Below are 22,242 nucleotides of genomic sequence, written 5' to 3' on the forward strand. Positions count from 1 at the left end.
AGGCCCCGCGACCGGCTTTATCGACAAGGCTTGGAAACAGCTCGCCGTCGGGCTTTTTTGGGGGGGGAGGCGGGGGCTCTGAGCTTGAGAGTTTTTTGGCCATTGGGAGGCGCGACGGCATGAGCCGGTCTGGCGGGGACGCTGCGATTTCGCAGGACGGGAGCGCGGCGGGCGATGGGCTCGCCGCTCTGGCGTTCGAACATTCCCCGGTCGCGATGATTTACACCGAACGGCGGATCATACGCCGCGCGAACGGGGCTTTCGCCGCCATGTTCGACCTGCCCCTCGACCGGATCGAGGGCCTGAGCATGGATCTTTTCTATCCATCTCAACAAGACTCCGAGCGGTTGGCCCGCCATGCGCTGGCACCGCTGCGCGCGACGGGTTGTCACGCCGACGAGCGCACCATGCAGCGTCAGAGCGGCGCGCTTTTTTGGTGCTCGGTCACGGGACGCTCTCTGACGCCGGAAGATCCGCTGGCGCGCAGCATCTGGTGCTTTCAGGATCTGTCGCACCAGTGGAACGTCAGCGAACTTCGCCCGCGCGACCGCGAAGTCGCCATCTTTGTGTGCGAGGGTTACAGCGCCAAGGAGATCGCGCGGCTGTTGAACCTGTCGCCTCGGACGGTCGAAGCCTATCTGGCGCGCATCAAGCACAAGCTGGCTGTCCGCAACGTCGTCGAGCTCGTTTCGCGAATCCGTCCTGCCGCCGCGAAGGCCGGCTGACCGTCAGACGAGGAAACGCGCCTCGGTCTTGAAACGCACTTCCTCGGCGCTGATCCCCTCGGCGCACCCGATCAGTCGATAGGGCGCCCCGGGCCGCTCGGGAATGCCGCAGAGCCAACCCGCCCACCAGCCCCGTATGGTCGTCCCGCAGGATGTCGCGCAGGGCGTCCTTGGCGCCGTCAAAGACGGGCTTCACTTCACCGCCTCAAGGATGGAGGCATAGGTGGCCACCGCGCCGCCGCCCATGTTGACGCACATCGCCAAATGCGCGCCCGGAAGCTGCATGTCGCCGGCCTGACCCAAGAGCTGGCGCGCAGCGATCACGTGCATCGATACGCCGGTGGCGCCGACGGGATGGCCCTTGGCCTTCAAACCACCCGACAGGTTGATCGGAAGGGCGCCGCCCCGGCGGGTCGCGCCGTCGATCACCGCGGCGCGGCCTTCGCCGGGTGCGACCAGGCCGAGCGCTTCGACTGTCAGCAGTTCGGCGATGGTGAAGCAGTCGTGGACCTCGGCCAGGCTGAGATCCTCGACGCTGACGCCGCCCGCCGCATAGGCTTGAGCGATGGCGCGAGCCGGGCCTTCGAACGCTGGCAGATCCTTGGCCGAAAGCGGCAGCAGGTCGCTGACGTGGGACAGAGCGCGAAAGCCGACGGCCTTCTTGAACGCGCCGGCCATGTCGTCGGCCACCAGCACGATCGCCGCGGCGCCGTCCGAGATCAGCGAACAATCGCTGACCTTCAGCGGATCGGAGATCATCGGGTTCTTCTCGGAAACCGTGCGGCAGAAGTCGAGGGTCAGCGCCCGGTGCATCTGGGCCAGCGGATTGCCCAGCGCGTTCTCGTGGTTCTTGACGGCGATATGCGCCATCGCCTCGGTCGGATCGCCGTAGCGTTCGCCATAGGCCTTGGCGAAGCGCGCGAAAATGTCAGGGAAGGAAAGCCCGGCCTCCTCGCGCTGATAGGACGCCCCGCCCAGCGCCCGTGTAACCCCCGCAGTGTCCAGGCCGCTCATCTTCTCAGCGCCGACGACCAGAGCCACACGCACCCGCCCGCTTTGGATCGCGTCCACCGCCGCATAGAGCGCCGCCGACCCTGAGGCGCAGGCGTTCTCCACGCGCGTGGCGGGCTTGAAGCGCAGCGCCGGGTCTATGCCCAGCACCATCGAGGAGCAGAACCCGTCGGGCACGAGCCCAGAATTGAAGTGCCCAAGCCACACTGCATCGATCTGGTTCGCATCGATACCAGCGTCATCCAGCGCCTCGCGCGCGGCCATGTGGATCAGGTCCTCGACGCTCAGTGCGTCGTGACGGCCAAACTTCGTATGGCCCCAGCCCACGATCAACGGTCGCATGGCGGTCTTCTCCCTGGCCTTCTTATGCGCCTTGTCGATGCCGCAGAGCCGCGTCGGCCGCCAAGGTCGTAGTTCTACGATGGTTGCGCCGCCATTGGCGTCTGCGCACGAATGGCCCAAGGGCGAACAAAGCCGCTCACCGGGAGGATATTGTCGTGAACCCACAGCGCCTGGCTGGAAAGGTCGCGCTCGTCACAGGCGGCGCCTCGGGGATCGGCGCGGCGTCGGCGCAGCGGCTCGCCGCGGAGGGCGCCACCGTGGTGATCGGCGACTTGTCGGTCACCCCTTCGGATCGCAGCGCGCTTGGACTCGACGTGGCTGATCCCGCCTCCGTGGAGGCGGCGATCGCAACGATCCTGGAGCGCCATGGCCGCCTGGATTGTCTGGTGCACAGCGCCGGCGTGGCCCGCACGCTTCCCTTCCTCGAGACGCCCGTCGATGAGTTTGACCGTATCCTGGCGGTCAATCTGCGTGGAACCTTTATCGTCGGCCAAGCCGCGGCCAGAGCGATGATGCCGGGCGGCGGCGGCTCGATCGTCAATATCGGCAGCGTGTCTGGCATGTTGGGCAGCGGTCGGCGATCGGCCTACGGCGCCTCCAAGGCAGGCGTGATCCACCTGTCCAAGGTGATGGCGGTCGAACTTGCCAAGCAGGGTGTTCGCGTCAATGTCGTCAGTCCCGGGCCGATCGACACGCCGCTGGTCAACGGGTTCTATACGGAAGCGATCCGCAAGGAATGGATCGACCGTGTGCCGATGGGCCGTTTCGGCGCGCCCGCCGAGGTCGCGCCGATGGTGGCGTTCCTGTGCTCTGACGACGCAAGCTATGTCACGGGCCAAACGATCGCGGTGGACGGCGGGTTCGCCATCGCCGGGCTTCACGACGACGCCGACTAGCCGTGTCGCTGCTGATTTGCCTAGGGGCGCTGGCGGCGCTGATCTACCTGGCCTATCGCGGGTTCAGCGTGATCCTGGTGGCGCCGCTCGCGGCGATGGCGGCGGTGCTGCTGACGGACCCGTCCGCCGTGGCGCCCGCGTTCAGCGGCTTGTTCATGGACAAGCTCGGCGCCTTCGTGAAGCTTTACTTCCCCGTTTTTCTGCTCGGCGCGCTCTTTGGCAAGCTGATCGAGGTCTCCGGAGCCGCCCGAGCCATCGTGGGCGCCATCTCGCGGCGGATCGGTCCTAATCACGCGATCTTGGCGATCACCGTCGTGGGAATGCTGCTCACCTACGGCGGGGTGTCCGTCTTCGTCGTGGTGTTCGCGACCTATCCCTTCGCCGTGGAGATGTTCAGGCAGGCCGATATTCCCAAGCGGCTGATCCCGGCGACGATTGCGTTCTCGGCGTTCACGATCACCATGGACGCGCTGCCAGGAACACCACAGATCCAGAACATCATCCCAACCACCTTCTTCGGGACCACGGCCTATGCCGCGCCGGTGCTGAGCCTGATCTCGGCGACGTTCACCTTTGGCCTTTGCTTTGCCTATCTCCGTTGGCAGCAACAGCGCGCGGCGGCGCGAGGCGAAGGCTATGGCTCAGGGCACAGCAATGAACCCGAGCGGCTCGATGGCGGACCCACACCTGGGATTTGGCTCGCCTTGGTTCCTCTGCTCTTGGTGGCGCTGGGCAATCGCTTGTTCCTGGCCCTGCTCCAGACAGGCTATGGCGACACCGCCATCGCAGCGCTCAACCCCACGGTCGCAAACGCCGTGGCCATTGCGCAGAACGTCAAAGCCAACGCCGCGCTCTGGGCGTTGGAGGGAGCGCTCTTGCTGGGGATCGCCTCGACCGCCGTCATCGGATGGAGGACAATCCGGGCGCGGTTCGCCGAAGCCTCCCAGGCCGCTATCGGGGGATCGCTTCTGGCCAGTCTCAACACCGCCTCTGAGTATGGGTTCGGCGCCGTCATCGCCGCCCTGCCGGGCTTTCACCAGATCGCCTCGGCGCTTTCGACGATCCGTGATCCGTTGCTCAATGTCGCGATCACCACCAACATCCTGTGCGGCGTGACGGGATCGGCGTCCGGGGGGCTGAGCCTCACCCTGGGCGCCTTTGCCGACCGATTTATAGCCGCGGCCAACGCCAGCGGCATTCCCGGCGAAGTGATGCACCGGGTCGCTGCGCTCGCCTCCGGGGGCATGGACACCTTGCCGCACAACGGAGCGATCATCACCCTTCTGGCGGTCACCGGCCTGACCCATCGGCAAGCCTACAAGGACATCTTCGTCATCACTGTCATCAAGACGCTGACCGCCTTCTTCGCCATCGCCATCTATTACTCGACGGGGCTGGTTTAACGATCGTCGACCTCATGGTCCCACGGCGACATGCGACGCTGGAACAAACATACAAGACTGTATAAATGTAGCCGAAGCTCTGAGCGGTTGGTCGGTTAAAAGAAGAGGCTTCAGATGAAGGCCAAGATTTTGCTTGGGCTTGGCGCGGGCCTTGTCGGGTTGGTCGGGCTCGGCGCGGTGCTGGCCTCCTGCGCTCGGGCCGAGACTGGACTCCAAGGACGCGCCAAAGCCGAATTTGCTGATCGCTGCACCAGCTTGAAAGGGCGTCAGCTTGGCGGCGCGACCATCGAAAAAGCAAAGTTCGTCACGCGCAACTCCATGTTGCTGCCGGTTCCGCTTCTAAACTCGCCGGAGTTCTGCCGGGTCACGGCGCGTATCGCGCCGGTTCAGGGATCGCAGATCACGGTCGAGCTTTGGTTGCCGTCCCGTTGGAACCAGAAGCTTGTGGGTCTGGGCGGCGCTGGCTTCGAAGGAGCCTTGAGCATCACCAACATCCTGATGCGGCGTCCGGTCAGCGATGGGTACGCCGCTGTCGCGACGGACGCGGGGCATGACGTAGACAAGCTGCCCAAGTGGGCGCTGGGTCATCCGGAGAAGATCGTCGACTTTGGTTATCGCGCCAACCACTTGGGGGCCGTCATTGGCAAGGCCGTGGTGGCCGAATTCTACGGTGCGCCAGCCAAGCGCGCCTATTTCTGGGGATGCTCGAACGGCGGTCGCGACGCTCTGATGCTTGCTCAGCGTTATCCGCAGGACTTCGACGCGATCGCGGTCGGCGCGCCGGCCAATAACTTCACCGCGCGAATGGCCGCCTTTTCCCAGACGCGCCTGGACTTCAATGGAGACGCCGGCAAAGGGCTTTCATCCAAGCTTGAGCTCCTGAACGCCGCAGCGATCGCCACATGCGACGGCCTCGACGGGGTGACGGACGGCCTAATCGAGCGCCCGGATGCGTGTCAGTTCGACCCGGCCCAACTGCAATGCAAGTCCGGCGATAGCAAAAGCTGCCTGACGAGAGCCGAGGTCGCCCTGGCCAGATCAGTTTACCGCGGGACCATCGGACGTGACGGAAAGCAGATCATGTCCGGCTTCCCGGTCGGCAGTGAACTGGGCTGGAAACCACCAAAGCCCGATCAAAACATGGGCACGTCGTTCTACCGCTACATGGTTTTCAACAACGCCGACTGGTCGCCCGACACCTTCATGCTCGATCGCGACCTGGCGACTGCGCGCAAAAAACTGAGCCATGTGGTGGACGCGACAGATCCGGATCTCAGTCCATTCCTAGGTCGCGGCGGCAAGCTCTTGATGTACCACGGGTGGGACGACCCGGCCATTCCGCTCGGCGATACGCTAGCCTATTACGAGTCGGTCCGTAAGACGGTCGGCGCGCAGAATGCGAAGAACGCCCAATTGTTTCTGCTGCCAGGGGTGGAACATTGCGGTCAGGGCAAGGGGCCCGACGAGTTCGATTTCTTTGCCCAGCTCGACCGCTGGACCCAGAGCGGTTCGGCTCCAGAGCGCTTCACCGTCACCAAGCACGACAACAGGGTCGCCTTCTACGCGCAACTGCCGACCAAAGCCCTGAGAACACGTCCGGCGTGCGCTTGGCCCAAGGCCGCCCATTATAAAGGGGCAGGCTCGATTGATGACGCCAACAATTTCGAGTGCCGGTGAGCAAACGCCCCATGACACGCGCGAGCACCCACGCCCGGCGCACGTCTTAGAGTCAAAAATACATACCATACTGCTTTCATCTGAAATAATGCTCGGCCGGGGAGGCTCAGCGCTCGGACGAGGGCATGCGGATAGATCCAAAACTGATCATCGAGTTCGCCGCGGTGGCCGAGGAGGGATCGTTCACCCGCGCCGCCCGGCGGCTCCGTGTCAATCAGCCTTGGCTGTCGACGCGCGTCCAGAAACTTGAGCACATCCTGGGCTTTCAGCTGTTCGAACGCACGACGAGGCGCCTGTCCCTCACCGAACGCGGCGCCCAGCTCTTTGAAGCGGCCAGCACGGCGGCGAAAGCCTGTGAGGCGTTCGATCAGCTGACCAGCCAGCTTTCTCGCAGCAGCTATGGCGTCCTGAGAATCGGGGCCGCGCCCTACACCAAGGTCATCCGGCAGCGGCGCAAGCTGATCGAGGAGTTTTCAGTCAATCATCCCAATGTGCACCTTGAGCTGGAGACAGGGTGGTCTTTGGCCCTCCTTGGGCGGCTGGACGAGTGTGAGATCGATCTGACCTTCATGATCGGGCACATTGATCGGGAGCGCTACGAGGCCATAGAGCTGAGGCGGTTCGGGGTTGCGATCACCGTCTCACGCGACCATCCGCTCGCGGGATCACAAGCGCTGGGCGCCGATGCTCTTGCGCCCTATCCGGTCAAGGTCTTCACGCGCAGTTTGAACCCCAAGCTATGGGACGCGCTTCATGCCCCGCTGGTCGAGGCAGGCTGCCAGCTCGTCGAAACCCCCGAAATGGCGGAGGGCCCGCCAGGCACGATGGAGTCTTCCTCTATCGCCGCCGCGTTCTTCGATTTTGGCGCGGACGATCCTGGCGCTCAGGATGTCGTGCGTATTCCTCTAGCCGGGCCGGCCTCCATGCCTTTCCAACTGCTGCGGCGCGCAGGACCGGTCTCCCAGGTCCAGGACAAGTTCTGGCAGCTCGCCTTAAATCTATCATGCGAGCCGGCGACAACCTGAGAGAAGGTTAAAGGCTGGGCGGTTACTTAAAGGCGTCAATCCATAGCGCATGAGAACTGCGTAATTGATTGATTTATACGATTGCCAACCTAATCGCGGTCGCATTGGGATTAGACTTGAGCGCGCCTCGTTCATAGCCTCAGCCGCGAAGATCGAGCCCGTGTGGCGGGCGAATAACGGTCAAGTCGGAGGAGATGGATAGCGCCAGCCTGGCCGAAGCCTGTGTGTGACAGCGCGCGCCGTGGCGGCAGAAAAGCGCGGCTATCGCGCTTTCAGATCAAAAACAGAGCCAACGGCTGACGTGTCCAGCCGAACCGCGCACGCCAGTCCGGGGAGAATCCATCAAGCCAAGAGGCCGGATCGCGCGGCCGCAGCGGTCGGTGAACGCCCGGGGCCAGTGGTTCTGGGTCAGGTCCTACGCCGGGCGCTTCGGGCGACGGGTTTTGGCGACCAGCCGGGCCATCGGCGTCACCTGAAGATCGACAACACGCTCAGGCCAGGGCGCCCGCAGGCGTCAGCGCTTCCGCCAGAGCTCAAAAATGTCGTCCGTCGCACAGCGATCTGCGGCGGCGAAATCAAGAACAGTTTTTTGGGAGGGACCATGAACTATCTGCGTAACACTCGATACCTGGCCGGCGCGTCGGCGCTGGTTATCGCCATCGCCGCCCAAGCGGCGGTCGCCCAGACCACTGCGCCCGCTCAGGAGCAGGGCCCGTCCGCCTCCGAAACCCAGGTCGAAGAAGTCGTTGTCACCGGCACCCTGATCCGCGGGGTCGCGCCGACGGGCGCGAACGTGATCGGCATGAACCGGGAGGCGATCACGGCCACCGGCGCGACGACGACCAACGACGTCCTGGCTCGCATTCCTCAGGTCACCAGCGGCTTCCTGGCCGCTCCGACGATCAGCCCGGACGGCGGCAACACCAGCGTGCGTCCCAATCTTCGCGATCTGGGCCGCGCGAGCGGCTCGACCACCCTGGTGCTGATCGACGGACACCGCGTGCGGCCCAACGGTGACACCGATCCAGACTCGCTGCCGCCGGGCGCGCTCGACCGCGTGGAGATCGTCCCGGATGGCGGTTCGTCGGTCTATGGCTCCGACGCCATTGGCGGGGTGATCAACCTGATCACCCGGCGAAGCTTTGATGGCCTTGAAGTCGCGGCGCACTACGGCGTCGCCGACAACTACTACAACACCGACATCAACCTGACGGCCGGCAAGCGCTGGGACACCGGCTCGGGCTACATCTCCTACGTCTTCCAGAAGAACGACGCGATCTTCGGGCGTGACCGCGATTTCATGCGCCAGATCACCGGAGACGGCCGTTTCTGCCCGCCCGGAACGATCCAGGTTCCCAATGGGACGCTCTACGCCTTGCCCGGTCGGGTCGCCGGCACGACGGGCGGCTGCGACAACACCGACAATGTGAGCTACCGCCCGGCGGCCGAACGCCATTCGATCTTCGGCGCCTTCACCCAAGATCTCGGGGACTCCGTGTCGTTCGACGTTCGCGGCTTCTATACGCAGCGCGAATACATCAACACGATCGACTTCAATAACGCTCAGCCCCAGACGCTGCAGGTCAACAGCCAGAACCCCTATTTCCAATCCATTGGGGGAGAGACGTCCCAGACGGTCTACACCTCCTTCGCCGGCGTCGTGGACGGCCGCGCGTCCTACCGGCGCGACGAATTCCGGGTCAATCCCACCCTGACCGCCCGCCTGGGAGGCGGCTGGCAGCTGCGCGTCTCTGGCGCCTATGACTGGAACCGCAATCGCCAGTTGGGCACCACCGTCGATCCGACCGCCCTGGCCACGGCGCTGGCCGGGACCACGACCACAACCGCGATCAATCCCTACAATCTGGGCGCCAGCAATCCCTCGGTCCTAGCCAGTCTGCTTCGCGACAATTTCGCCGGCGGCGAAGCCAAGCTCTACCAGGGGCGTGCGATCGCCGACGGCGTTGCGTTCAGCCTGCCGGGCGGTGACGTTCGCCTCGCCGTCGGAGCCGAATATCTGGAAGAGCAGGGCGCCAACAGCAAGAACGGCCAGTCACTGCCGGGTCAGTCCGCCAGCCTGCCGCTGGCCACGCCGGACGCCAGCCGCAATGTCCGGTCGATCTTCGGCGAAGTCGTCGCGCCGATCGTGGGCGACGCCAATGCGCGCCCCGGGGTGCACGCGCTGATCCTGTCCGCCTCGGGACGCTACGACCGCTACTCGGATTTTGGCGGGACCTTTAATCCCAAGCTGGGCGTCGACTACGAACCCGTCGACGGCTTCAAGGTGCGGGCCAACTGGGGAACCTCGTTCAATGCGCCGCCGCTGGGCCTGGGCGCGGGCATCCAGGCCGTCGGCACCTTGCCAACCAAGTTCATTGCGGGCCAGCAGGCCCCTTACTCCGTCATCCTGGCCGGCTTTGTCCCCGACATCGATCCGCAGACGGCGACGACCTGGTCGGTCGGCTTCGAGGCGCGCCCCAAGGCCATCGCCAGCCTCAAGCTGGGTGCGACCTATTACAACATCGATCTGAAGGATCAAATCGGCCTGCTTGCCCTCGGGGGCGTCTCGCTCACCGGCGAGTTCTCCAAATATATCCAGGACAATCAGACCTGCGCTCAGGTTCAGGCCAAGTACAAGGCGCCTGAGTTCGTGAACTTCCAGATTCCTCTGGCCGCCACGTGCTCGCTCAGCCCGCAACCGTTGCTGACCGTGATCGACTTGCGGCAGCAGAACCTTGGAGAACTGAAGCAAAAGGGGCTGGACTTCAACGTCGACTACGCCCGGCCGACGAGCTTTGGCGCGATCACCGCGAGCTTGGCTGGAACCTACATCCTGGCGCGCGACACCGCGATCGTCGAAGGCGCCCCCTTCGCCGACGATCTGCGCGGAGCTGGGATGAGCCGCATGTTCCTCGTCGCATCGGTGGGCGCGCAGGTTGGCGATTTCACCGCCAACGCCGCGTTCAACCATCGCCAGGGCTACGACCTCAATCCCGTCCTGACGACCGCGCGCTTTGGCACGCAGTCGCGTGTCAAGTCGTTCAACACGGTGGACCTGTTCCTGGCCTACAAGCTGCCCGTGGACTGGCTGAACGACGACACCTCACTGACGCTGAACGTGTCGAACCTCTTTGACCAGGACCCGCCCTTCTACAACGGCTGTATCGGAACCGCCCTTTGCGGCTTCTCCAACGGCGCCACGCTCGGGCGGCTGGCGACCTTTGGCCTGCGTACGAAGTTCTGACGATCTCAGGGTGGCCTCTGGTCGGAGGCCACCCCCGCTCTGCTTCACACCCGCTGACCTGCGGGGGCGCGCCCCCCTCGGCCTTATCGCCAAAGACACCTGGATCGCCATGAGAGCCGCTCATCTCAGCCGTCGTCCGCGCTCAGCGACCATAGAGCCCGTGACGGCTTCGGAAAATCAGGGCGGCGACAGGGCGCCCCCAGGCCGGCAGGGCGGCCACGAAGAGGGGGCGCAACGACCGTGGGAGAACACGGCCCTGTCTCCCGACCAGCGCGCGGCGTTGATCCTCGCGGAGATGACGCTGGAGGAAAAGCTAAAGCTCACCTTCGGCTATTTCGCGATCGACAACGAGGCGCTCAAGACTCCGATCAAGAACCACGTGTTTCCAGCCGGGGCCCTCGCGGATTCAGCCGGATTTGTGCCCGGCCTGCCTCGGCTCGGCGTTCCCAACCAATGGAAGACGGATGCGGGCATGGGCGTTGCCACCCAGCGGTCCATGACGCCTCGTCTTCGCACCGCGCTCCCCGCTGGGATCGCCATGGCCGCCACCTGGAACCCGGAGCTTGCGCGAGCAGCTGGGGCGATGATCGGCGACGAGGCGTTTCGCTCGGGCTTCAATGTGATGCTCGCCGGGGGGCTCAATCTGACACGCGAGCCGCGCGGCGGCCGCAACTTCGAATATGCCGGGGAAGACCCGCTGCTGGCGGGCCTGATCGTCGGCAACCAGATCAGCGGCATCCAGTCTCAGAACGTCGTCTCGACGATGAAGCATTTCGCGTTCAACGGGCAGGAAACCGCCCGAAACACGATCGACCACACCATTGACGAACAGGCTGCGCGCCAGTCCGACCTCCTGGCGTTCGAGATCGCCCACGAGGTCGGCCACCCCGGCGCGGTCATGTGCGCCTATAACCGTGTCAATGGCGCGTATGCGTCGGAGAACGATTGGCTTCTCAATCGCGTGCTCAAGGGCGACTGGGGGTTCAAGGGCTACGTGATGAGCGACTGGGGCGGGGCTCACTCCACCACCCAGGCGGCCAACGCAGGCCTTGATCAGCAATCGGGCTGGCCGCTCGATCGGGGCCCCTATTTCGAGGGACCGCTGCGCGAGGCGGTCAACAACGGCCATGTGAGCCGAGCGCGCGCCAATGACATGGCCCACCGTATCCTGCGATCGATGTTCGCCTGCGGCCTGTTCGACCGACGCGTGATCGGCGACATCTCAACGACCATCGACTATCCGGGGCATGCTGAGGTCGCCCGCGCTGCGGCCGACGAAGCCATTGTTCTGCTGAAGAACACGCCAGGACTGCTGCCGCTCTCCAAAGCCGCCCGTTCGATCCTGATCATTGGCGCCCATGCTGATCTCGGCGTCCTGTCAGGAGGGGGCTCAAGCCAGGTCTATGCGATCGGCGGACCGGCGGACGGCATGATCGTCCCGAATGAAGGGCCCGACAGTTTCCCCGGCCCAAAAGTCTACCATCCCTGCTCGCCGATGCAGGCGCTGCAGGCGCGCACGGGCGCTGTGGTCTCCTATCTCGACGGCAGGGATGTCGCCGCCGCCGCCGCGGCGGCGGCTCAGGCGGAGGTGACCATCGTCTTCGCCGAACAATGGATGGCCGAGTCGCTCGACTCTCGGGATCTGAGCCTTCCGGGCGAGCAGGACGTCCTGATCGACGCGGTCGCGAGCGCCAACCCAAATTGCGTCGTGGTGCTTCAGACGGGCGGCCCGGTTCTGGCGCCCTGGTTGGGGAAAGTCGGCGCAGTGCTTGAAGCTTGGTATCCGGGGAGCGCGGGCGGCGAGGCCATCGCGCGCATCCTCACCGGCCAAGTCGATCCCTCTGGGCGGTTGCCCATCACCTTTCCGGCCTCGACAGACCAGCTGCCACGGCCGGTTCTCGATGGCCTTGGCCCGTCCGATCCCGACGGCCATCCGCTCAGCGACTACGCGATCGAGGGGGCGGCCGTCGGTTACAAATGGTTCGACAAGACCGGTGGGGAACCCCTGTTTCCCTTCGGTCACGGGCTTTCCTACACCCGCTTCTCGCTTCGCGGCCTGGCGGTTAGCGCCCAGGGCTCGGGCGTTACGGCCCGCTTCGTCGTAGACAATATCGGCGCGCGGCGCGGCAAGGCGGTTCCGATGATCTTTGTTCTCGGCGACGGCTGGGAAGCGCCGCGCAGGCTTGGCGCATTCAGCAAGGTGGAGCTGGAGCCGGGCGCCAGCCGCGAGGTCACCGTGTCGATCGACCCGCGGCTTCTGGCGACCTTCGACCCGGCTGACCGCGCCTGGCGGATCGCGGCCGGCCGCTACGAAATCAGCCTCGTCGAGGCCGCCTCAGATGGCGCCCAAGCCGCATTCGTTGATCTGCCCGAAACCGCCTTCCAGCGGGTGGGGCGATGAGCGTCAGGCACCGCCATCCACCAGAAACAACACCTCAGGACCGAAGGAAGCTGATGACCTACCGCGACTTTGCGCTGCTGCTCGTGGCGGCCACCGCGATCTTGCAGCTGCCCGCGCCGGCATCGGCCCAAACGCCTCAGGCGCGATCGGCTGAGGCCCGAGCGTACGATGCCCGTCGAGCCGATCGCCGCGCGGCTGAAACCGAACGCAAGATGACCGACGCCGAGCGGTTTCAGCTTCTCCACAGCATCATGCCCGTGACGATTCCCGGCATCGTCACCGCACCCGAGGGGCTCAAGATCGCAGCGGGCTGGATCAAGGGCGTTCCGCGCCTTGGCCTTCCAGACATCTACGAGAGCGACGCGAGCCTTGGTATCGCCAATCCATTCTTCGCCCGTAAAAACGACTCAGCCACGGCGCTGCCTTCCGGCTTGCTCCTGGCGTCGACATTCGATCCGACTCTCGCCGAGCGCAGCGGCGCGGTCGTCGGCGCCGAAGCCAGGTCGCGCGGCTTCAGCGTCTTGCTGGGCGGCGGCGTCAACCTGACCCGTGACCCGCGCAACGGCCGCAACTTTGAATATCTCGGCGAAGATCCGTTGCTCGCCGGCCGCATGGTCGGCGGTTCGATCCGGGGAATTCAGAGCCAGAACGTGGTTTCCACGATCAAGCACTTCGCGCTCAACGCGCTTGAAACCTCGCGCATGCAGTTGGACGCCCGGATCGAAGAAGCCGCGCTTCGGGAAAGCGACCTTCTGGCCTTCGAGCTCGGCATCGAAGAGGGCCAACCGGGCGCAGTGATGTGCGCCTATAACAAGGTCAACGGCGACTACGCCTGCGGCAACGACTTCCTCCTCAACCAGGTCCTCAAGACGGACTGGAACTATCGCGGCTGGGTCATGGCCGATTGGGGGGCCACGCGCGACGTGTCCTATTTCAACGCCGGGCTCGATCAGCAATCGGGCGCCCAGGCCGACAAGCAGGTCTGGTTCGACAAGCCGCTCTACGCCGAATACCAGGCTGGGCGCGTGTCGAAGGCGCGCGTGTCGGATGCGGTGCGCCGAATCCTTCGCTCCCTCTACGCCGTGGGCGCGGACACCGCCGCGCCGACACCGGTCGATATGGCCGCGCACGGCAGAGAGGTGCGGGCCGTCGCCGAAAGCGGGATCGTGCTTCTCAAGAATGAAGGCGAGCTCCTGCCGCTCAGCGGTTCGGCGCGCACGATCGCCATCATCGGCGGCCACGCCGATGTCGGGGTGATGTCGGGCGGCGGATCAAGCCAGGTCGTTCCGCCGGGGGAGGCCACCTTCGTGCATCTTGGCGGTCGTGATCCGTGGGGCAAGTGGGTGCGCAAGGTCATCATGCCATCCTCGCCGCTGAAGGAATTGCGCAAGGCGCTGCCAGACGCGAAGATCGAGTTCGACCCGGGCTATGTGCCCGCCGCGGCGGCGGGCATGGCCAAGCGCGCCGACGTCGCCATTGTTTTCGCCACCCAGTGGCAAAGCGAGGGTCTGGACGGCAGCCTAACCCTGCCAGAGGGCCAGGACGCGCTGATCGCCGCCGTCGCCGCGGCCAATCCCAACACCGTCGTCGTGCTTGAGACCGGCAATCCGGTGAAGATGCCCTGGATCTCCTCGGTCAAGGCTGTCGTCGAAGCCTGGTATCCTGGACAGGAAGGCGGAACCGCCATCGCCAACGTCCTCAGCGGGAAGGTCAACCCCTCGGGCCGGTTGCCGATCAGTTTCCCGATTGACGAAAGCCAGCTGGCTCACCCGGTGATCGAAGACATCGGCGGCACGGGCGAGCGTCCGGTCACAGTAACCTATGACGAGGGCGCCGATGTCGGCTACCGCCGCTTCGCCGCCACCAAGGCCAAGCCGCTGTTCGCCTTCGGCCACGGCCTTAGCTATACCCGTTTCAGCTATTCAGGGCTGCGGGTCACGGCCGGCAAGGCGCCCGCCGCCACCGTGACCGTCTCCAACGACGGGCCGCGCGACGGCGCCACCGTGGTGCAGGTCTATCTGACGTCGGTGGGCGACCAGCCAAGACGACGGTTGGTGGGCTTCGGCAAGGTTCAACTCTCGGCGGGCGAGCGGCGGCAGGTGACGCTTCCGATTGATCGCCGGCTGCTGGCCCAGTGGGGCCAAAAGGGCTGGCGTATGAGCGCTGGCGATTATGGCTTCGCCACCGGCCAGTCCGCACTGGACCTAGGCGAAAGCGTCACCACCCGCTTTAACCACGCCGAGCTAGGGCGTTGAGCGCCCAGCGCCGCCATCGTGGTCGCGCCCGCCTTGCGGGCTGGACGGCGTTGGTTCTGATCCTGCCCGGAACAGGATCGGCCTTGGCGCAAACCCAGGCGGCCCCCGCGGCGATCGACAGCGCCAGCACGCGCGCCCTGCTCGCCGCCTTGTCGGAGGGGAGGGAGGCGACGAAACCCCCGCCCGCCGTAGGGGCGTTTCGAGCGCCGCCCCAGGCGGCTCGGCCTCGAATCCGCTATTGGACGCCGCAGGCCGCCGTGACCGAGGCCGGGGTTCGCCGCGACATCCAAAACCTCGCCGCTCAGGGCTTTGGCGGACTCGAGCTTGTGGCGATGGATAGGCCCACCGGCGTTCCGGACGACTACGGCTGGGGAACGCCACGGTGGAACCGGATCATGCAGATCGCCGCCGAGGAAGCCGCCCGGCAAGACCTGACCTTCAGCGTCGCCAACGGACCGTCCTGGCCGATCGCCATGCCGGGCGTGGCCTCGGCGGAAGATCCGGCCAGCCTGTTTGAGCTCACCTATGGCCAGCAGCGTATCGAGGCCGGATCGCGGTTCGAAGGCCGCGCGCCCGCTGGACGGGTCCGCCGACCCGAGGGCGCTCCCAAGCTGGTGGCGTTGCTGGCCTATCCGCTCGTCGGCGAGCGGACGCTGGATCCCGCGCGGGCGGTGGATCTGACCGCGGCGGCCCACGCGGCGGGAGGATTGGTCGCCTTTGCCCCTCCGACCCGCGAAGAACCCTGGATGCTCGTGGCCTTCTGGGGCCAACCAGCGGCGCAGAAGGTCGGATCGCTCTATGTGATCGATCATTTTTCCGCCGCCGGCGCCCGCCAGGTCAGGGCCTATTGGGACCAGGTCTTTTCCTCGGTGCTCAGGCCGGGCGCGCTCGACGACCTCTTCAACGACTCCCTTGAATACAAGGTGGCGATGGACTGGACGCGGGATCTGCCGGCGGTCTTCCGGGCCCAGCACGGATACGATCTTGCGCCCTACCTGCCCTTCATCGGGGTTGGTACGACCTATCCCAAGAACGACGTGCCTGGCTTCGAAAGCCCTGATCCGGTGCGGGCGGCGCAGGTCAATCAGGACTATCTGGACACCCTGACGGCGCTGCATATCGAGAATCATCTGGCGCCGCTGCAGGCGCTCGCCGAGCAGCACGGCGCCACCGTCCGCTATCAGGTCGGTTACAACAAGCCGCTGGCTATCGAAACCGTCGCCGCCGCCGTCGGCGTCCCCGAGACCGAAGCCTTGGGTCGTGCGGCCATCGACGGCATGCGCCAGATGGCGGCCGCGGTCCACATTCTGGACAAGCCGCAATTTTCCGTGGAGAGCGCCGCAGAGTTTGGCGACGGCTACGGTCAGAGCCTTCGCGACATCACGTGGTGGTCCAAGCGCGCCTGGGCCGCAGGCGTCAATGCTGAAACCCTGCATGGCGCGGCCTATGACGGCGGCTACGAAGGTCCGGGGAACGACCAAGGCGCCTTGCCCGGCCTGGTCTGGCCAGGCTACCACGCGTTCGGCGGCAAGGTGACGAACGTCTGGAACCGTCAGACCGCGCCGTTTTTCTCGCAAGTCCTGACCGACTATCTGGCGCGCGGGAACACCTTGCTGCGCCGCCGCGCCAAGGTGGATGTCGCCATCTTCCGCGCTGGCCTGGATATCTTCAACGACCCCTCCGTTGGACACGGCGACGGGGAGGCGCTCTATCCCGACGGCGGAGCGCTGGCCGAACGGGGTTTCAGCTATGACTTCGTATCGCCCGCCCTTCTGGCCTTGCCCCAAAGCCAAGCCCGGGACGGGATGATCGCCCCATCGGGCCCAGGTTATCGCGCGCTCCTGGTCCCCAGCGCGCCGTTCCTGTCCATGGCCGATCTGGTCCGCTTTGACGCCTTCGCCGCGCAAGGGGTTCGGATCATCTTCATCGGCCCGCTCCCGCGCCACAGCCGGTCATATGGCGCGGTGCTGCGCGGGGAGACCGATGAGCAAGTCGCCGCAGCGCTGACGCGACTGCTTGCCCGGCCCGGCGTCAGGCAGGTCCAAACCTACGGCCAGGTCCCGCTCGCGTTGGGCGAGATGGGCGTGGCGCCGGATGCGCAGGTGATGGACGCTCCGGGCGTATTGGCTCAGCACCGGGTCGACGGTCCCACCGACCTCTACTACCTCTACAACTACAATAAGGTGTCGGGGAAAGACGCCTCCGCCGTGGTCAATCCTTCGCCGGAGGGAACCAGCTATCCGCGGATGGCCGTCCCCCCTCGTGAAGCGGTCAAGACGGTGCGCTTGTCGCTGGCGGGACAGGGCAGGCCCTATCTTCTCAACGCCTGGTCTGGTTCGATCTCGCCGATCGCAGCCTATACAGCGCGACCAGGGCGCGTCGAACTCACCCTTGCCTTCCAACGCGATGAAGCCATCTTCGTGGCGCTGATGGATGATCAAACCGCGCGGGCGAGCGGCCTGACGCCGCCAGCGCGGCACGTCGGCGCCGATCAGGTCGCCAATCAGGACATCGGCTACGCCGACGGGGTTCTCGTCCGCCGTCGCCCCTCCGCCTCGGCGATGCTGATCACCGACTGGCGGATGACCTTCTCTGGCGTGGCGAAGCCGGCCAACGGAGCTTCTGCGTTCGCCACGTCCGCCAGGCCGAGCCTTGGGCCGTTCAGCCTCGGCGCGCGGCTGGCGCCACTGCGCGAGCTATCGCCGGCCCTACGCGACCTCTCCGGCCTGGCGACCTATCGCAGTCAAGTCACGCTGCCGGCCTTTTCACCGCGGCGGGCCGGCTATCTCCTGGATCTGGGCCGGGTGGAGGGCGCCTATCAGGTGTCGGTCAACGGCCAGGTCATTCACGGGGCGGACCAGCAGGACCCCGTCGTCGACCTCAGCGCCTTTTTGAGGGGGGGCGTCAACGACATCGCCGTCAGCGTGGCGACGACGCTTTGCGGCAGCGTCAAATGCGAGCCGGCGCGCGACGAAGGCCTGCTGGGTGCGGCCGGCCAGGTCTACTTGCGTCCCTATCGGATCCAGCCTCTGCACCGCGCGCGGCAGTCCGGCCCGACGCGGGCCCGCATCGCCGACCCGCAGCCTTCGCCCGAAAAGCCGCGATGAACACGGCTCCAAACGTCCCGCGCGGGCGAGCCTTGCCGCGAACGCTTCGTCATAAACCTCTGCAGGATGATTGATCGTGAACCGCCTTATCACTCGCCTCACTCTGGCGGTCGCCGCCCTGCTCGTCGTGGCTGGATCGCCAGCAGCCGCCAAACAGCGCCTGCAGATTTCCGTCCTGTCCTCTCCCAGGCCTGACCTTGTGTCCGATCAGGACGCCCTGATCGAGGTGCGCGGGGCCGAGGGGCTGGTGGCTCTGACCGTCAACGGCCAACCGTCAGCAGCGCTCCGCAAGGACGGGCGCCGCGAGAGTTGGGTCGGCTTGGTCGAGGGGCTGAAGCTTGGTCGCAACCAGCTCGTCGTGCGTTCCGGCGGGCGCTCTGCGCGGCTGACCCTCGTCAATCACAGCAAGAGCGGCCCGATCCTTTCCGGACCGCAGATCACGCCGTTCGAATGCCGGACGGTCCAGTCCGGGCTTGGCCCAGCGATGGACGCCTTTTGCAACGCGCCTACAAGCACAGAGCACTTCTATCGCTCGACCGCCGGCGTCTTCAAGCCGCTGACACCTGGCCAGAGACCGGCCGACCTGGCGAGCGTCACCGTCAACAGGCAGACACTGCCCTACATCGTTCGGGTGGAGTCCGGGACGCTCAACCGCACGATCTATCGCATCGCCGTGCTCGACGACCCGGCCGCCCCGCAATCGCTGGAATGGACGCCCGGACCCGGCTGGAACGGCAAGCTCGCCGTCGGGTTTGGCGGGGGACTGGCTGGCCGGTACGAGCAGGGAACCAACAAGCCGCAGGACGCCCTTGAGGATCTCTACCTGTCCAGAGGCTTCGCCTTCGCTGTGGCTACGGGCCTGGTCAACGGCTTGGCGTCAAATGCGATCATCCAGGGCGAGACGCTGATGATGCTCAAGGAGCATTTCATCGAGCGCTACGGTGTCCCGCGCTGGACCCTTGGGACGGGCGGGTCGGGCGGCGGCATCCAGCAACTGCACATCACGGCCCTCTATCCTGGACTGCTCGACGGCTTGCAGCCGAGAGTCGCGTTCGCCGACTCCACCGTCGCCGCCCACGTTCTCGATTGCGATCTGCTGCAGAACTATTGGAAAGGGCAGGGCGGTTCTGTTTGGTCCCCGGACAAGCGCCGTGCGGTCGCCGGTTTCGCCTCGCCTGCGACGTGTGAGAACTGGGTCCGGTTCATCGCTTCGAGCCAGAAAGTCACCAACAAGGCCGCCTGCGGGCTCAAAGACCTAAGTCTTGCCTATGATCCTCGCAGCAATCCGAAGGGCGCGCGCTGCGGCTACTATAGCTGGCTGGTCAACCAGCTTGGACGCGATCCCAAGACAGGATTTGCCCGTTCGCCGTACGACAATGTGGGCGTGCAATACGGTCTAAAGGCGCTCAATGACGGCGTCATCAGCGTCGATGAATTTCTGGATCTCAACGAGCGGATCGGCGGGTTCACACAGGACTTGGTCTTTTCGCCCGTTCGCACGGCCGCCGATCCCCGGGCGGTTCGGCGCATGTACACCAGCGGGCTGGTCAATCCGGGCGGCGGCGGCCTGGGGCTGACCCCGATTATGCAGCTTCGCGGGTATCAAGACCCGTTCGGCGACATCCATGATCGCCAGCGCGATTTCGAGGTCAGGCTGCGCCTGATCCGGGCCAATGGCGACGCTGATAACCAGGTGATCTGGGTCGCGCCGAAAGGCGCCAGTCTCGTGCAGCCAAGCAAGGTGTTTCCCGAGGACAAGGTGCTCGATCTGATGACGCAATGGCTCGACGCCATCGCGTCCGACCCCGCGCCGCTCAGCCATGCCAAGGTCGTGCGCCACCGCCCGCCCGAGGCTGCCGACGCCTACTTTGACGACGCAGGCGACAAGCACATGGCCGAGGCCACCATGGATCCGGGTACGGCGTTCAACGCCGCCTATCCGATCTACGTCAATCCAAGGATCGTCGCTGGCGGGCCATTGACCAACGATGTGCTGAAGTGCCGATTGAAGTCGCCCGATCCCAAGGATTACCGGGTCGCTTTCAGCCATGATCAGGAGCTGCGATTGCGCCGGATCTTCGCGAGCGGCGTGTGCGACTTTCAGCGGCCCGGCGTCGGCCAGGTCAAGCCAGCTGGGACTTACGTGCGGTTCTGACGCCCAGCGGCGCCGGACGCGGCCCAGATATCGCCGCGTCTGGCGCCGGCTCATTGTGCGTGGCGGAACCTAGCCCGGTGGGCGCTGCGTCGTTGGCGCCTTGGACCATCCAACCCGGAAAAGCGGCAGGTCTGCTGGCGACGCGCGCGACCTGTCGGGTTAGCCGGCTGTCGCCGCCCGCCTTAAGCTCCCAAGCCTGCGGGCCCGGCGGTGGGCCCGCCTTCGGCCGACGTCGGCGTCCCCTGGGCATGCCCGCTCAATAGGGCCATGCGGCTCGACTGAAGACCCCGCCGTCGACCCATAGGGTCTGGCCCGTCACGAAGCGCGCGGCCGGGCTGGCGAAGAACTTCACCACATCGGCGACGTCGTCGGGCCGGCCCGCCCGACCCAGGGGCGTGATCGGAGCCCATGTCGCCTCATAGTCGGGAGACTCCAGTTCCGTCCGCGCGGTGATGATGGCGCCGGGCGCTACGCAGTTGACCCGAATGCCGTACGGGCCAAGCTCGACGGCCGCGGACTTGGTCAGTTGCTCGATCCCGCCCTTGGAGGCGGTGTAGTCGACCAGATTGGGGAACGCCAGTTTGTTGCACCCCGAACCGATATTGACGATCGCGCCGCCGCCCGCGGTCTTCATCAGTCTGGCGGCGGCCTGGATGTTCAGGAAACAACCCTTCAGGTTCGTGCGAATGACCTCGTCCCATCGCGCCTCCGGAAGCTCCAGCAACGGGGACCAGGTCTGAACGCCCGCATTGTTCACCAGCAGGTCGGGCGCCGCGCCATGCCAATCGGCCGCCGCCGCATGAAAGTCATCGACCTGCCCCTTCTCGCCGACGTCGCAGGCAAGCCCAAGGATGCGACCGCCCCCTACGGCCGGCGGACTAGAGGCGACAAGGGGTTCGCCCGGGCGATAGCTGAAGGCGACGGCGTATCCCGCTTCGGACAGGGACTGGACGAGACACTGGCCAATGCCAGTGCTCCCGCCGGTGACGATCGCGAGTGGGGAACTCATAGGCTCATGGCTCCGTCGATGATGATGTTGCTTCCGGTCATGAAGGTCGCCTCGTCCGACGCCAGAAGCACAGCCACGGCCGCAATCTCCTCGGGCGCGCCCAGGCGACCCAAGGCTTGTCGGGCGACAAAGGCCGCCCGCGCGCCGGCGACATCACCTGTGGCGGCCCAGCGTTCGCGCAAGGAGGGTGTCTCGATCGTACCCGGACTGATGGCGTTGCAGCGCACGCCGTGCTTGGCGTAGTCGAGGGCCACCGACATGGATAGGCCGATCACCGCAGCCTTGCTCGTGGCGTAGGCGAAGCGGTCTGGAGCCGCCATCACCGAGGAGACAACCGAGGCGATGTTGATAATCGAGCCGCCGCCGCGCGACGTCATCGCCGGAAGAAAGGCGCGGATCGTCAGAGCCATGCTGCGGACGTTCACAGCGTAGCTTCGGTCGAAGTCGTCGATCGTCCCATCCAGGGCCGCGCCGACGCAGACCGCGCCAACCCCGTTGACCAGGACGTTGACGTCGCCATGCGCCCGGGCCGCCTGCGCGACCGCAGCTTCGTCCGTGACGTCCAGCACAAGGCGCTCAAGCAAAGCCAGCGAAGCGTCATCGTCGAAGTCGCGATCGGCCGCGATGACCTGGGCGCCTTGCGCGGCGAAGGCTAAAGCGATGCTTCGACCAATGCCCCGGGCCGCGCCGGTGACGAAGCAGACCTTCCCGCGCAGGCGGTCGACGGACATTCTTTCGCTCATCATGTTTCCCGCCCTGTTCAGCCGGTCTCCGGCCGGGCCCGCGGCCCGGCTTGAGATCGGTCCGGGTATCATGCAGTCCGAACTGTTTGTAAATGGCGTGGGCGCTGAAGGCCTTGGTTCAGGCCTGACGGCGGCGCGTCCTGTCGGCGACCTTGACTGGTTTCGGATCGACCCCGTCGCGCGCCAGGCCCGTGCGGCTTGAAAAACAAGAGCGCGGGCCAGATTGCTCCGGCCCGCGCCCGACAGCAG

The 22,242-nt window shown here is 65.6% G+C and carries 13 protein-coding genes; 10 read left to right on the forward strand and 3 right to left on the reverse strand.

Annotated elements, in window-relative coordinates; genetic code table 11:
* Positions 1-119 precede the first annotated feature (119 nt).
* Positions 120-725, forward strand: a complete 606-nt coding sequence (locus V6S85_RS01215) for a helix-turn-helix transcriptional regulator (protein ID WP_334347732.1) — start codon at positions 120-122, stop codon at positions 723-725.
* A gap of 192 nt (positions 726-917) precedes the next feature.
* Here V6S85_RS01215 and V6S85_RS01220 read toward each other — a convergent pair whose 3' ends face one another.
* Positions 918-2,198 (reverse strand): thiolase domain-containing protein, encoded by a 1,281-nt coding sequence (locus V6S85_RS01220; RefSeq protein WP_334347733.1) that lies wholly within the window; start codon positions 2,196-2,198, stop codon positions 918-920.
* Between the two features lie 35 nt (positions 2,199-2,233).
* Here V6S85_RS01220 and V6S85_RS01225 point away from each other — a divergent pair, with 35 nt between their 5' ends.
* The 9 genes from V6S85_RS01225 to V6S85_RS01265 all read left to right on the forward strand — a co-directional run bounded on the left by V6S85_RS01225 (position 2,234) and on the right by V6S85_RS01265 (position 20,241).
* Positions 2,234-2,974, forward strand: coding sequence for an SDR family NAD(P)-dependent oxidoreductase (locus V6S85_RS01225; protein ID WP_207780762.1), 741 nt, complete (start codon positions 2,234-2,236; stop codon positions 2,972-2,974).
* A gap of 2 nt (positions 2,975-2,976) precedes the next feature.
* Complete coding sequence (locus V6S85_RS01230) at positions 2,977-4,377, forward strand: GntP family permease (protein ID WP_334347734.1); 1,401 nt, start codon at positions 2,977-2,979, stop codon at positions 4,375-4,377.
* A 114-nt stretch (positions 4,378-4,491) separates the two neighbouring features.
* Positions 4,492-6,054: a tannase/feruloyl esterase family alpha/beta hydrolase gene (locus V6S85_RS01235; RefSeq protein WP_334347735.1), complete on the forward strand. Its 1,563-nt coding sequence runs from the start codon at positions 4,492-4,494 to the stop codon at positions 6,052-6,054.
* Positions 6,055-6,179: 125 nt separating this feature from the next.
* Positions 6,180-7,079, forward strand: a complete 900-nt coding sequence (locus V6S85_RS01240) for a LysR family transcriptional regulator (protein WP_334347736.1) — start codon at positions 6,180-6,182, stop codon at positions 7,077-7,079.
* A 397-nt stretch (positions 7,080-7,476) separates the two neighbouring features.
* Positions 7,477-10,323 (forward strand): TonB-dependent receptor domain-containing protein, encoded by a 2,847-nt coding sequence (locus V6S85_RS01245; protein ID WP_334347737.1) that lies wholly within the window; start codon positions 7,477-7,479, stop codon positions 10,321-10,323.
* A gap of 160 nt (positions 10,324-10,483) precedes the next feature.
* Positions 10,484-12,724, forward strand: a complete 2,241-nt coding sequence (locus V6S85_RS01250) for a glycoside hydrolase family 3 C-terminal domain-containing protein (protein WP_334347738.1) — start codon at positions 10,484-10,486, stop codon at positions 12,722-12,724.
* A 53-nt stretch (positions 12,725-12,777) separates the two neighbouring features.
* The gene (locus V6S85_RS01255) at positions 12,778-14,979 is read left to right on the forward strand and encodes a beta-glucosidase (RefSeq protein ID WP_334347739.1); all 2,202 of its coding nucleotides are present in this window, start codon (positions 12,778-12,780) and stop codon (positions 14,977-14,979) included.
* Positions 14,976-18,086, forward strand: a complete 3,111-nt coding sequence (locus tag V6S85_RS01260; protein WP_334347740.1) for a glycosyl hydrolase — start codon at positions 14,976-14,978, stop codon at positions 18,084-18,086. The genes V6S85_RS01255 and V6S85_RS01260 overlap by 4 nt, the downstream gene beginning before the upstream one ends.
* Before the next feature lie 76 nt (positions 18,087-18,162).
* Positions 18,163-20,241 carry a DUF6351 family protein gene (locus V6S85_RS01265; protein WP_334347741.1) on the forward strand — a complete coding sequence of 693 codons (2,079 nt, stop codon included), beginning with the start codon at positions 18,163-18,165 and terminating at the stop codon, positions 20,239-20,241.
* A 256-nt stretch (positions 20,242-20,497) separates the two neighbouring features.
* On the opposite strand, the gene V6S85_RS01270 is transcribed toward V6S85_RS01265, so the two are convergent.
* Together V6S85_RS01270 and V6S85_RS01275 are read right to left on the reverse strand one after the other, a co-directional pair.
* On the reverse strand, positions 20,498-21,250 hold the full coding sequence (locus tag V6S85_RS01270; protein WP_334347742.1) for an SDR family NAD(P)-dependent oxidoreductase: 753 nt from the start codon (positions 21,248-21,250) through the stop codon (positions 20,498-20,500).
* Complete coding sequence (locus V6S85_RS01275) at positions 21,247-21,981, reverse strand: SDR family oxidoreductase (RefSeq protein WP_116568673.1); 735 nt, start codon at positions 21,979-21,981, stop codon at positions 21,247-21,249. Before V6S85_RS01275 ends, V6S85_RS01270 begins: the two co-directional genes overlap by 4 nt.
* Between the last annotated feature and the right edge of the window lie 261 nt (positions 21,982-22,242).

The organism is Caulobacter sp. CCNWLW153, from assembly GCF_036889365.1.
Taxonomy (GTDB): Bacteria; Pseudomonadota; Alphaproteobacteria; order Caulobacterales; family Caulobacteraceae; genus Caulobacter; species Caulobacter radicis.

What these genes read in the sequence shown, in the direction of transcription:
- V6S85_RS01235 (WP_334347735.1), top strand. Translation starts at nt 4,492, where the DNA reads ATGAAGGCCAAGATTTTGCTTGGGCTTGGCGCGGGCCTTGTCGGGTTG.
- V6S85_RS01215 (WP_334347732.1), top strand. Translation starts at nt 120, where the DNA reads ATGAGCCGGTCTGGCGGGGACGCTGCGATTTCGCAGGACGGGAGCGCG.
- V6S85_RS01270 (WP_334347742.1), bottom strand. Translation starts at nt 21,250, where the DNA reads ATGAGTTCCCCACTCGCGATCGTCACCGGCGGGAGCACTGGCATTGGC.
- V6S85_RS01240 (WP_334347736.1), top strand. Translation starts at nt 6,180, where the DNA reads ATGCGGATAGATCCAAAACTGATCATCGAGTTCGCCGCGGTGGCCGAG.
- V6S85_RS01255 (WP_334347739.1), top strand. Translation starts at nt 12,778, where the DNA reads ATGACCTACCGCGACTTTGCGCTGCTGCTCGTGGCGGCCACCGCGATC.
- V6S85_RS01275 (WP_116568673.1), bottom strand. Translation starts at nt 21,981, where the DNA reads ATGTCCGTCGACCGCCTGCGCGGGAAGGTCTGCTTCGTCACCGGCGCG.